At 55.5% G+C, this 12773-nt stretch carries 12 protein-coding genes; 2 read left to right on the top strand and 10 right to left on the bottom strand.

The genetic code is table 11. From position 1 onward, the window contains the following. Positions 1–3 precede the first annotated feature (3 nt). Positions 4–999: a phosphotransferase gene (locus tag OES20_01825; GenBank protein MDH3633419.1), complete on the top strand. Its 996-nt coding sequence runs from the start codon at positions 4–6 to the stop codon at positions 997–999. Positions 1000–1006: 7 nt separating this feature from the next. Further along, positions 1007–1648, top strand: a complete 642-nt coding sequence (locus tag OES20_01820; GenBank protein MDH3633418.1) for a nucleotidyltransferase family protein — start codon at positions 1007–1009, stop codon at positions 1646–1648. 91 nt (positions 1649–1739) lie between these two features. Here OES20_01820 and OES20_01815 read toward each other — a convergent pair whose 3' ends face one another. The 10 genes from OES20_01815 to OES20_01770 form a co-directional block, all read right to left on the bottom strand. Beyond that, positions 1740–2105 (bottom strand): DUF4019 domain-containing protein, encoded by a 366-nt coding sequence (locus OES20_01815; protein ID MDH3633417.1) that lies wholly within the window; start codon positions 2103–2105, stop codon positions 1740–1742. A 111-nt stretch (positions 2106–2216) separates the two neighbouring features. Then, a complete protein-coding gene (locus OES20_01810; protein ID MDH3633416.1) occupies positions 2217–3902 on the bottom strand; it encodes a Na/Pi cotransporter family protein in 1686 nt (561 codons plus the stop codon). 316 nt (positions 3903–4218) lie between these two features. After that, on the bottom strand, positions 4219–5046 hold the full coding sequence (gene nadC / locus OES20_01805) for a carboxylating nicotinate-nucleotide diphosphorylase (protein MDH3633415.1): 828 nt from the start codon (positions 5044–5046) through the stop codon (positions 4219–4221). Positions 5047–5049: 3 nt separating this feature from the next. After that, positions 5050–6771, bottom strand: a complete 1722-nt coding sequence (locus tag OES20_01800) for a chloride channel protein (GenBank protein MDH3633414.1) — start codon at positions 6769–6771, stop codon at positions 5050–5052. Between the two features lie 19 nt (positions 6772–6790). Next, positions 6791–8260, bottom strand: coding sequence for an aldehyde dehydrogenase (locus OES20_01795; protein MDH3633413.1), 1470 nt, complete (start codon positions 8258–8260; stop codon positions 6791–6793). Positions 8261–8269: 9 nt separating this feature from the next. Then, entirely contained in the window at positions 8270–9874 is a 1605-nt protein-coding gene (locus OES20_01790; protein MDH3633412.1) for a 5-guanidino-2-oxopentanoate decarboxylase, read from the bottom strand. A 9-nt stretch (positions 9875–9883) separates the two neighbouring features. After that, on the bottom strand, positions 9884–10972 hold the full coding sequence (leuB, locus tag OES20_01785; protein MDH3633411.1) for a 3-isopropylmalate dehydrogenase: 1089 nt from the start codon (positions 10970–10972) through the stop codon (positions 9884–9886). A gap of 63 nt (positions 10973–11035) precedes the next feature. Further along, positions 11036–11452, bottom strand: a complete 417-nt coding sequence (locus OES20_01780) for a DUF1841 family protein (GenBank protein MDH3633410.1) — start codon at positions 11450–11452, stop codon at positions 11036–11038. A gap of 2 nt (positions 11453–11454) precedes the next feature. Continuing rightward, positions 11455–12099 (bottom strand): endonuclease III, encoded by a 645-nt coding sequence (nth, locus tag OES20_01775; protein ID MDH3633409.1) that lies wholly within the window; start codon positions 12097–12099, stop codon positions 11455–11457. Beyond that, complete coding sequence (locus tag OES20_01770; protein MDH3633408.1) at positions 12096–12770, bottom strand: electron transport complex subunit E; 675 nt, start codon at positions 12768–12770, stop codon at positions 12096–12098. The genes nth and OES20_01770 overlap by 4 nt, the downstream gene beginning before the upstream one ends. Positions 12771–12773 lie beyond the last annotated feature (3 nt).

The raw sequence follows: 12773 nt of genomic DNA, 5'->3' as shown, positions 1-12773 counted from the left end.
CAAATGAGCGACAGATCGAAACATTTAAAACAATGGCTGGATAAACTCGGCTATCGGGATTACAGCCTGGACCGGGCTTCGGAGGATGCCAGTTTTCGTTCTTATCTCAGGCTGAAGGCAGGCGATGGGACGCTCATTGTTATGGATGCGCCACCGCAGAAGGAATCCTGCGAGCCGTTTATTACGGTGGCAAAAAAACTACGCGCTGCCGGATTGAACGCGCCCGAGATTATTGCCTGCAATCTCGATGCGGGGTTCCTGTTGCTGACCGATTTCGGTCGCGATGACTACCTCTCGCAACTAAACCCGGAAACCCAGAGATCGCTTTACACGGAAGCGCTCGCGGCCTTGCTGGTGATGCAAACCTCGATTAGCGCCGATGATTTGCCGCCCTATGATGAAGCGCTGTTAAACCAGGAGATGGATCTTTTTCACGACTGGTTTCTGCAGAAGCTGCAGGGTATTTCTCTCGACCAGCAGCAACAGGCGAACTGGCATTCGGTCAAGCAGACCCTGATAGAAAATGCCCTGGCCCAGCCGCAGGTGTTCGTGCACCGGGACTACCATTCACGTAACCTGATGAAAGTCGACACGCAAAATCCCGGGATCCTGGATTTCCAGGACGCGGTGAAAGGACCGGTTACCTATGACCTGGTTTCACTGCTGCGAGATTGCTATATCGCCTGGCCCCCGCAGCGTGTCGATCAACTGGCACTGGATTACTACGAGCTTGCACGTGCCAATGCGCTGGTTGATGTCGAGGCAGCACAATTCAGGCGCTGGTTTAACCTGATGGGACTGCAGCGCCATCTGAAGGCGATCGGGATATTCTCGCGTCTCAATATCCGGGACGGAAAGTCCCGCTACCTCGAAGATATTCCGCGCACGCTCGAATACGTGAAGCAGGTCAGTGCCGGGGAAAATTCGATGGCGGGCTTATTCTCAATCATCGAGCAGCTCAACCTGAGTCAGCGGATCGCAGCGCAGATGACGCGGTGAAAAATCCATGAAAGTAATGATCCTGGCCGCCGGACGAGGTGAACGTTTACGCCCGCTGACGGATACCGTTCCGAAGCCCCTGCTCGAGGTGCGGGGCAGGCCGCTTATCGAGCACCATCTCGAAGCCCTGTCGAGGGCGGGATTCGAGGAAATTGTTATCAATCTCAGCTGGCTGGGAAACCAGGTTCGCGATCATCTCGGTACCGGTTCAGATTTCAATCTTGCGATCGAGTACAGTGACGAGTCGGGAGCCCTCGAGACTGCAGGCGGAATACTGCAGGCATTGCCGTTACTGGGCGAGCGTTTTATCGTCGTCAACGCGGACATTTATACCGACTATGATTTTGCCAGACTGAAACGAACAGACAGCAAGGCGCACCTGGTGCTGGTCGAGAATCCGCAACATAATCCTGACGGGGATTTCAGCCTGGTCGAATCAATGGTCGGTAATGACAGCCCGACGCGTTACACGTTCAGCGGAATTTCTCAGTATCACCGCAGCTTCTTTGACGGGCTGGTGCCGGGTAGGCAGGCGCTCGCACCGCTATTGCATGCGGCGGCGAAGCAGCAACAGATCACAGGAGAACTTTTTACCGGAGTCTGGTCCGATATCGGCACGCTCGAACGCCTGCAAGCGTTGAACGTTTAAAAAAAGAACCGCCCGTTCGTAGTAAAGCTAACCCCTTTCGCCGTAAACATCCTGGTTTCACTATCGAATGCTATGAGGATCGGTGCCGGCGTTAGCGGACGTAGTAACCTGAAACGCGCCAGTGGTTTCCGTCAAGCATCGGGGTAACGGTTTCGATCGCGCTTTCTTTAAATTTAAACGTGGTTTGATACTGGAGGACCACGTATTCACCGTCCGGAGCACCCGGCAGGCTGGTGGCGTAGGTTGCCGATACCAGCTTGCGACTGATCATGCTACCGAGGGGCTTGCGCGCGGCGCCGATAGCCTGCAGCCAGTGATCAGCACCGACCTGCTGTTTAAACAATGTCGCGGCTTGGTTCCAGGATTCAAGGTACTGCTGGCCATCGACCAGCGCGAGCCATTTCCCCGCAGCCTGGTCTGCGTCACGTTCTTTTTCGTCGGCTGCATAACTATTCATCGATGCCAGCATGAGGAGCAGTAAAAAGCAATTTCTGAGAATGGTTTTCATCAATTGGGTCTCAATTTCTATCAGCAGAATAATTCGCGGTGTAATCAGGGCAATCAGCGCCTAGCCGCTGGTTGAAGGTTTCAGCGGCCTGTCGACACGGGGTAGAGCGATATCGCTTGATTTGCTGCGACGCAGGCGACTGCTACGTAAATGGCCTGCCTCTTCCAGAATCGGGTAGGCGACCGCGGCCTGATAGGAGTTGATGCGCCTGAGGTCGCGCAGTATGTCGAGCTGCATGGCGCTCAGCTGCGAATCATAGCTGGCATCGTCACGAATCTTCTGCAGGTGGTTCATCACCGCCTTTTTTTCACGCTTGATGAACTTGTATTTCCCGGCAAGCAATTTTCGCGCCGTCGCAATATCGCTCGACGCGAAAACGCTAAATGATAGTTGAAATCCCGATAGCACCGGTTGGTAGAGGCTATCAACATCCTCGCGATCCTGTGGCGACATCTGGTTGCCAGGAACCAGTTTCTTGCGCAGGATGTTGCGAATCAGGTCGCCTGAAATAATGTCACCGATATGTTCCAGGTTGGTCGCAAAACTCAGGATTTCATTACAGCGACGGCTTTCCTTTTCACCGAGTGTCTCACGCGCCAGCGCGGTCAGGTAACGTTTCACATTATCGTAATACTGGTTGACTAATCGATCCATCTTGCGGGTACGCTTGGCCAGCAGGCGATCATTCGTCTTGAGCGCCGTAAAAGTATTGCGAAACATGCGCTCAACCACTTCTCCCATACGCAATATCTCGCGCTCGGCGTTGACCAGGGCCACCAGCGGCGTTTCGAAGGCGCTCCGGTCGAGCTCCCTGGGCTCCATCTCGTCAGTTTCCACCTTGTCCTCGGGGATCATGCGCGCGGTGAGTGTAACCATGGGATTGATCAGGGGCAGGAAAACGATCGCCAGCGCAATATTGAAAAGCATGTGAAAGTTTGCAATCTGGCGAGCATCGCTAAATTCCAGCGAGCCGAGTTGGGTGGCGATCATGCCGATGAAAGGCAATACAATCACGACGCCGCAAATTCTGAACAGCAGATTGCCCAGCGGTGGTTGTCTGGCCGTACGGTTGGCACCGAGCGTGGCGATAAATGGCGGTATCGCGCCGCCGATATTGGCGCCCAGCACCAGGCTCAGGGCGACCGTGATATCCAGCGAATTAGTGCTTGTGAGTGCGATCACGAGTAGTACCGTTGCCAGGCTCGAATGCGATGCCCAGGCGATAATCGCGGCGAAGATCACGGCCAGCACCAGGTCTTCACCGAGGGCGATAAATATCTGCTGGATGATGACGGATTCGCGCATCGGCAGTGATGCCGCTACGATCAGTTTAAGCGCCAGCAACATCATGCCGACCCCGAGCAACAGGCGTCCGATATCGCGCAGTCGCCCTCCCGGCGAATAGGTGAACAAGGCAACGCCAAGCGCAATTAATATCGGCGACAGGGCCGATAAATCGAAAGTCAGAATTTGCGCAACCAGCGTAGTGCCGACATCGGCACCGAGCAGGATTGCGAGGGCTGCTGCAGTGGTGAGGAGTCCCTGGCCGCTGAATGATGACGTTAACAAGGCGGTAGCGCTGCTGCTTTGCAGTAGCATGGTCACGCCAATACCGGATAGAAAGGCTTTGAAACGATTATTAAGGCTGGCCCCGAGGGCGCTGCGGATTTCGCTGCCCCAGCTTTCGGATATGCCGATTCGCACCATGCGCAGACCCCAAAGCAGGAGGGCTACACCACCTATCAGGTTGATCAGGATACCACTTCCGTTTATACCGAAACTCCTGCGTTCAAGGTTTATCTGGCGACTCTAGGTTACTGTTAACACTAAATAATAGCAGAGGAATTAAAAAAAGATCAGGGTGCTATCTCAATCGGTTCCGGTTAATGCAGGTATGACACGGACCTTAGACAAACGGCGGTCGAATACGAAATTGTTTTTGTCAACGCCAGCTATAGGTTTCTTGGATACCGGAATTTTCGCTAGAAAGTCTGGGTAACATATCGATAATCCTACGCTTTGCCGTTCGCAAAAGCAATCCTGCAGACCACGGGTTGACTGGCTAGCGATAGCGCAGGGAGAAGTCGATGGCGCGCAGGTTTTTGGTCAATGAGCCGATTGATACATAATTGACCCCGGTGGTGGCGATCTCGACGACTGATTCCAGGTCGATATTTCCCGATGCCTCGAGTTCGATGCGACCTTTATTGAGTTCGACCGCCTGCTTCGTCTCGGCAATGGAGAAGTTATCCAGCAGGCTGCGGTCGACCCCGGCGTCGATCGCCTGTTGCAATTGTGCCAGGTTTTCGATCTCAACCTCGAGCAACTTCTCTGGATGCATCTGCCTGGCGCGGGCGACCGTTTTTGCAATGCTACCCGAGGCGGCGAGGTGGTTTTCCTTGATCAGGAAAGCATCGAAAAGGCCGATGCGATGATTACTGCCGCCCCCGCATACCACGGCATATTTCTGGCCGAAGCGTAGTTGTGGGATGGTTTTGCGGGTGTCGAGAATTTTGCAATCGGTATGTTTAATTTTATCGACGTAGCTTCGAGTCAGGGTTGCAGTCCCGGAAAGTGTCTGTAAAAAATTCAGTGCGCTGCGTTCCGCGGTAAGCAAACCCCGCGCAGGCCCCGAAACCTCACAGACAACCGTATTTGCGTTCAAACGATCACCGTCTTGCGCATGCCACTGGATATTGATCCTCTCATCGCATTGTCGAAACACTTCGTCGAACCACTGGCAACCACAGAGTATTGCGTCTTCGCGCACCAGCAGTTCGGTATCGAGACAGGTCTCTGCGTCGATCAACTCGGCACTGATGTCACCGCTACCGACGTCTTCGTCGAGCGCATTAGCGGCCTGGTTGATAATCAGTTGATATAGATCCATTGCTTATACCTCGTACTCTTCACGACGTAACTCCTGGGCTGCGTCGAGGTAGGCGTTGATTACCACAGCCTCGGGAACGGCACCCAGATAACGACCACTCTTACTATCAACCACCGCTATCGCTTCTCCGATATAGCTGCGCATGGTTTCCATCGCCTCCCAGATGCTGGTGTTCTCGTGAAACTCGGTACTCTGCTGACGTACGATCGAGTCGACACTCGTGTGATCATCCTGTCCGTGCAGTTGATGCTGAAATACCAGTCCCAGGTAGCGGTTGTCATCGCCAACGATCACCGCTGTTGCGGTCGATTTGGCGGCCATCTGTTCCCCCAGTACAGCGAGGTCAGCATTGTTCGAAACCACGGGAAGTGAATCGATGGCGAAGGCTGCGACCCTCTGATGCATTAGATAAGCGCGTTCGCGGCCCATCGATAGATCGATACCACGCGCCAGGAGTTGGTTATCGTACAGGGAGCGCCCGTACCATCGGAAAGCGATCAGATTGGAAAACACGATTGCAACCATCGCTGCAATCGTTATTTCGTAACTGCGGGTGAATTCGAACACAAACAGCAGCGCGGTCATCGGTGCTCCTATCACCGGGCTCATGACCGCAACCATGCCACATACCGCGTACGCCGATAGCCCGGAGTAATCACTTAGCAACAATTCCGGCACCAACAGTGCGAACAGGGCGCCAAACAGGACGCCAATCAGCAGCGCGGGAAAAATGACACCGCCGGCAAAACCGAAGCCGATGCAAATCACAGTGACCAGTAGCTTTGATACCAGAATCAATAGCAGGGAATCGGCACTATAAGTGCCGCCCAACGACGCCAGGCGGAACACCTCTTGTCCCGCACCGAGAACCTCGGGTACCTGCAGCGCTACCAGCGAGACGATGAATCCCGCTAACATCGGCTTTAATGCTGCGGGCACTTTAATCCGCGATGACAAGTTTGCAGTCTGTTGCAGTAACTTCATAAACACGACAGCTAGGACTCCGCAAGCAATACCCTCGATTGCAAACAGGACGAACTCGACCCCCCGGAAACTGCTGGTAAAGTCGATTAAAAATAACGGCGGATGCTCGAATATCACGTTAGCGACCAGGTAACCGCAGGCGCTGGCAACCGTCACCGCGGCAAACATGCGCAGCGAGTAATGCCGCAGAATCACTTCATGAGTGAAGATAAGGGCAGCGATCGGTGCGTTGAACGCCGTTGATATCGCCGCGGCTACGCCGCAGGCAATCGCGATATTGCGCACATCGCGCAATCCGAAGGGCAGGCGGTTACAGATCTGACCTACCAGAGTGCCGAGGTATACCAGGGGGCCGTACTGCCCGACCGAGGCGCCGCAACCCAGGGACAGGATTGCAGCCACGGTCGTGGTCACTCCGGATACCGGCGAAGGCAGGCGCTCTTTCAACTGGACCGCGTAAATGGTATCGGGGGGTCCGATGGAGTCATGCTGGGTAACACCGAATTGCAAGATAAGGCCGACGACCAGGCCGCCGATAGTCAGTACCGCGATTGTGATTAACCAGAGATTGCCGCTGTCTATTTGGGCACGGCTTGAATGACTGATGTAGAGAATATTGGTTAGATACTGAACCAGTTCGACGAAGCCGATGGTTGCAAACGACGTGATCAACCCAACGATCAGGCCTACCAGCGAAATTGCCAGCATGCGCTGGATGGTTTGCTGGGATCCGAATTTCATTCTGGAATCAGCCGGCGATTCAGAAAGGTGCTTGAATTTCGCGCGCGGTACTTAACCACACACTCTTGGTCTGCAGAAATTCACGCATTCCTTCCCAGCCGTTTTCGCGGCCATACCCGCTCTGTTTGTAACCCCCTACGGGTGACTGGGTGCAGGCGTCGAAGTAGTTGTTGATGTATACAGTTCCCGCTTCCAGCCGGTCGGCAAGATCGAGCGCCCGTCGATGGTCCTCGGTCCAGATGCCGGCAGCGAGGCCGAAGTTTGAATCGTTCGCTATTTGCAGTGCTTCGTCGTCGTTGTCAAACCGCATCACAGCGAGAACTGGCCCGAACACCTCGTCTCGTGCGAGCGGCATGTCGGGCGTTACGTCGGTAAAAATCGTGGGTTCGATAAACCAGCCGGTGGCGCCTCCCGGATTGACCGCGTTACCGCCGCAGGCCAGCCTGGCGCCGCTTTGTCGGGCGCGCTCGATATGCGCAAGTACGCGTTCGAAATGCGTTTTATTGGCAATGGGTCCGACGCTGGTGTCCGCGGCATTGGGATCGCCGAGTTTGGCGCGCGCCGCAACCTCGAGCAGTTTTTCGACAAAGGCATCGTAAATCCCGGCCTGCAACAGCAGCCGTGACCCGGCAATGCAGCTTTGCCCGGCAGGCGGGAAAATCCCGCCGCAGACACCGTGTACGGTGTCTGCCAGGCGGGCGTCATCGAATACCAGTTGTGGTGATTTACCGCCCAGTTCCATGGTGACGCTTTTAACCGTTCTGGCGCCGAGACCCGCAACACGAGCACCGCCTTCGATCGAACCGGTAAAACTGATCTTGCGGACCAGTTCATGGGTGACCAGGGGTTCGCCCACCTCGGTGCCGAATCCAGTGACGGTATTGATGACGCCGGTCGGTAAATCGGCATCTTCGAATGCCTTCATCAGCTCCAGCGTCGAAGCCGAGGCGTACTCGGATGGTTTTAGCACGATCGTGTTGCCGGTCGCGAGCGCAGGTGCCAGTTTCCAGATCGCGATCAACAGCGGGGAGTTCCAGGCGGTTATCGCGGCGACCACGCCGAATGGTTCATGCCGGGTATAGTTCAGTATCTCGCTGCGCCCGGTCGGAATGACCGAACCTTCCAGCTTGTCTGCCATGCCCGCGTAATAATAAAAACTATCGATCAACCAGCCGCCAAGACCGGGATGGATATCAACGCGACGCTTGCCATTGTCGCGCGTTTCGATTTCGGCGAGACGATCGGCATGCTTTGCGACCACGTCCCCAAGCCGCCTTACCATGATACCGCGCTCGGCCGGGCTCATGCGCCCCCAGGGGCCTTCATGATGCGCTCGCCAGGCTGCCTGGACCGCGATATCCACGTCTTTTTCATTGCAGCGCGGGATTTGCGCCCAGACTTTACCCGTATAGGGATTTTCACTATCGAAATACTCCCCGCTCGTGGGTTCCAGCCATTTGCCATCGGCATAGTATGAGTAGCTTTCCATGTAACGACTCTAGTTCAACCAGGGATCGAATTCTTTAACTTCGATCAGCGTAGGGCGACTGGCTGCAAACGCCGCGTTCACCGCATCGGTTAAGCCTTGTGCGCTGTCAACCTTGAGCGCATGGCAGCCGCAGGCCTGTGCCAGTGCGATGAAGTCCGGATTGATCCCGGTAACGCCAACCAGTTCGATCTCACGTCGCTTCATATCGTCCTGGATTTGTTTTAAACCGTCGTTGTTCCACAGGATGATGGGCAGCGCCAGTTCGAGTTCCGCCGCGGTTACCAGTTCCTGTACCGTGAACATGAAACCGCCGTCACCGGCGAAGGTGACGACGGGTGCCTCCGGTAACGCGAGCTTGGCACCGATGGCATCGGGCAGTCCGCAACCCAGCGTGCAGTAACCGGCCGGGTAATGCCAGAGCCTTGGCCTGGATACGTTAAACGCAAATGAACCGGTATAAACCAGCTGGCAGATATCGCCCATGACCACAGTATCGTCGGGCAAGACGGCGCGCAGGATGTCGAGCGTCTTGCAATGCCGAATCTCGCTTGCGGTTAAATTGTTGCGAATTTCCTGGCGCAAAGCGGCTACCTCGGCAACGGTCTCGGCGCGTGTTTTGACATCACCCAGCTGACGGGTGATTGCCTCGGTACTCGCCCTGGCGCCGCCGATAATGGCAACCTCAGCCGGGTAAAGATCATTCATTTTGCGCGGATCGAGATCGATGCGGACAATCTTGCCGTTGATTTCGAGGGTTTCGACGAAACTGTCGACTTCAGATAGTTCGGTACCTACCGCGAGTACGACATCGGCATTCTTGAGATATTTCTGGACTTCCCCGCGCACCGTACCGGCACTCAGCGAAAGCGGATGTGAATCATCGATAATGCCTTTGCCGGCGTTACTGCCGATGACAGCCGCCCCGAGTTTTTCCGCGATTTCAGTAATCGCATCGCCGGCTAACCATGCCCCACCACCAACGCAGATCATCGGCTGTTTAGCGGCGCGTAACAGCTCACAGGCACGTTGTATTTTCTTCGCCGTTGGTGCCGGGCGTTCGGGTAGTTCAATGGCTTGCCAGTCGCCGTTAGCCGGCATCGCCAGCACATCAATCGGAATAGCGATGTGGACCGGGCGCGGGCGCTCGCTCGAAAACACGGAAAAAGCTTTAGCAATCAGGCCCGGAACTTCCTCGGGCGTCATCGCGGTCGCGGAAAATGCCGTTAGCGGAGCGGTAGCGTCGGTAAGGCCGGGGACTTCGTGCAGGCAACCCCATCCTTTACCGAGCGTATAGCTGGCGCAATCACTGGAAAGCAGTAAAACGGGAATGCTGTCGGCATAAGCCTGGCCGATTGCAGTGAGCGCATTAGTAACGCCGGGCCCGGAAATGACCAACGCAACCCCGGGTCGACCCGAAGCCCGCGCGTAGCCGTCGGCCATAAAACCGGCGCCCTGTTCATTGCGTGCCTGTACGTGGCGGATCTTGCTCTGGTTAAGGCCCCTGCAGAATTCCAGGGTGTGTACCCCAGGTATGCCGAATAGCGTATCGACGCCGTAGGCTTCGAGTAGTTTTATCGTTGCCTCGCCGACATTGAGTTCGCTGCTGTCGTTCATTGTCACTCTCTAGTTTAAAGCAGAAATAATTTTTTCACCGATCTGGTCGGTGCTGGCATTGCCGCCAAGGTCTGCACTCATGACACCCGCCTGCAGGCAGCGGTCGACTGCGTTTTCGATTCGCTGCGCCAGGTCTTTGCGCTGCATACTGTATTCAAACAGCATTGCCACGCTCAAAATAGTGCCGATCGGATTGGCAATGCCCTGGCCGGCGATATCGGGCGCGGTGCCGTGCACCGGCTCGTATATTGCCGGCCTGCCGGGGTTCAGTCCATGTAATGAGGCCGAGGGTAGCATGCCCAGCGAGCCTGCATAACTCGCGACCAGGTCCGACGCCAGGTCGCCAAATATATTGTCGGCGATGACAACATCGAACGTGGTCGGACGCTGCATCATTTGATAAAGCGCATTATCGGCATATAAATGTTCGAGTTCGATATGGGGGTAGTCAGCACCCACTTCACTGACGATTCGGCGCCACAGAATCCCGCTTTCCATGACGTTTGACTTGTCGATAGAGGTGACCTTAGCGCGCCTTGATCCGGCGACTTCGAATCCCGTCACCGCCAAACGCCTGATCTCTCCGCTGGTATAAAAGTTCGCGTCGTAGGCCTGGAAACTGCCGTCTGCAAGTTCATCAATACCCCGCGGGGTACCGTAAGGCAAACCACCGCAGAGTTCCCGCAGTACCAGGACATCCGCGCCGGCAACATTTTCCGGCTTGAATGGTGTGCGTGACAGCAGCGATTCGTAAGCGCGCGACGGGCGCAGGCAGGCGTAGGTTTCGAGCTCCTCGCGCATGCGCATCAGGCCGTCGCGCTCGGCCGGGGTCGCGCCTGGTGGCGGCAGGTTATCCCATTTGGCGCCGCCGGCTGCACCGATTAACAATGCGTTTGATTGTTTCGCGGCGGCGACGGTTTCATCGCGGCAAAAGGTGCCGTACTTGTCCCAGGCGGCACCGTGCAGCAAGTCGTGATTAATCTCGACATCGATCTGTTCGAGCTGGCAAAGTCTTTCAAAAACGCGCAGCGCTACCGACACCACTTCCGGCCCGATACCGTCCCCGGGTAGTACCAGTAGTCTGAATGGATTAGCCATACGATTAGCCCAGCTCGTCAGGTCGCTAGCTTATAGCCGAATTCGTGCGAGGTAAATCCGGATTTACAACTTTTGCAAACAGTCGAGATAGGCGCTCTCGTCAGGCTCCTGGTTATTGCGCTGTGCGTTCCAGAGCGCCTGCCCGAGACACTCCATCATGGCGTGCTCAGCCTGATGCTGCCCTTTGTTGGAAAGCAGCTTTTGATGAATGGCCCTGATCCCCGGGGGGCGATCTATTGTGGTCTGTTCGCGCAGTGCGATATGCATGCCCATGTGCAGGAAGGGATTTGTCTGACCCTGATCCGGCGTAAATTCCTGCTGCTTGATTTCGTCGTCGACTTCAAGCAGCGCGTGGTACTCGGGGTGAATCTCGATGACCTCGGCAATCATGGCTTGCATCGGTTCGAGCAGCTCTTGCCGCTGCATTTTTTGCCATACATCGAGGTAAACCTGGCGTACTTCATCGCGCGACTGAAACATGCTCAATTCTCCAACTCAATGTTTTTCTGCTTGAATTCGCACAGGTCCTCGATAACGCAGCTTCCGCAGCGTGGCTTGCGCGCGATGCAGGTATAGCGACCGTGTAGTATCAGCCAGTGATGAGCGTCCAGCTTGAACTCGTCTGGAACGAACTTGAGCAGTTTCTTTTCCACCACGAGCACATCCTTGCCTGGCGCGATGCCGGTGCGATTGGAGACACGGAAGATATGCGTATCGACTGCAATCGTCGGGTGACGGAAAGCGACGTTTAATACGACGTTTGCTGTTTTACGTCCAACGCCTGGCAGCGCTTCCAGTGCAGCCCGATCTTCAGGCACCTGCGAGTTGTGTTGATCGATCAGGATCCGGCAGGTTGCAATGATGTTTTTTGCTTTGGAATTAAACAGTCCGATGGACTTGATGTATCGTTTCACGCCAGCTTCACCGAGTGCAAGCATCTGCTCCGGGGTGTTCGCTTTCGGGTACAGTTGTGTGGTGACCTTGTTGACGCTGACATCGGTCGCCTGCGCCGACAGCAGGACTGAAATCAACAGCTCGAAATTTGAACCGTATTCGAGTTCTGAACGCGGTTGCTTGATGTGCTCGCGCAGACGCGAAAAGATTTCGTAACGCTTTTGCGGATTCATACCGTGCCGGGTACCGGTTCGATCGTCTCCTGTTTCTCCTGGGGGCGTGCATCCAGCCAGTTCTTGGCGACAATTAGGATCGCCAGGCCGAAAAAGGCCCCGGGCGGTAATACCGCGAGCAGAAATCCGGGATAGTCCTCGTTAAATTCGATTGTCAGCATCTGGGCACCCTCACCAAACATGAGATCAGCGTTAGCGAACAGGGTGCCAAAGCCGATAATCTCGCGCAGCGCTCCCAGTAATGCCAGTACCAGCAGGAAGCCGAGCCCCATCATCAGGCCATCGAGTGCGGCAGGACCCACGGCGTTACGCGAAGCGAAGCCTTCCGCGCGTCCGATGATCGCGCAGTTGGTGACGATAAGCGGGATGAATATGCCGAGCACCAGGTAGAGTTCGTAGAACAGGGCTTGCATCGACAGTTCGATAATCGTTACCAACGACGCGATGATTAACACGAAAACCGGGAGGCGAACTTCCTTGCGTACGAAACCGCGGATTAGCGAAACAATCGTATTCGACAGCACCAGGGTAATCAGGGTGGCGATGCCGAGGCCAATTCCGTTAACAGCGGTGCTGGTCACCGCGAGCAAGGGGCAAAGTCCGAGCAATTGTACCAGCGCAACATTATTGCCCCAGAGCCCGTTTTGTGTGATTTCGCGTTTGTTCGTCATTTC

The sequence above is a fragment of the Gammaproteobacteria bacterium genome (assembly GCA_029862005.1).
Lineage (GTDB): Bacteria > Pseudomonadota > Gammaproteobacteria.
This window is presented reverse-complemented; position numbering and strand designations above follow the sequence as displayed.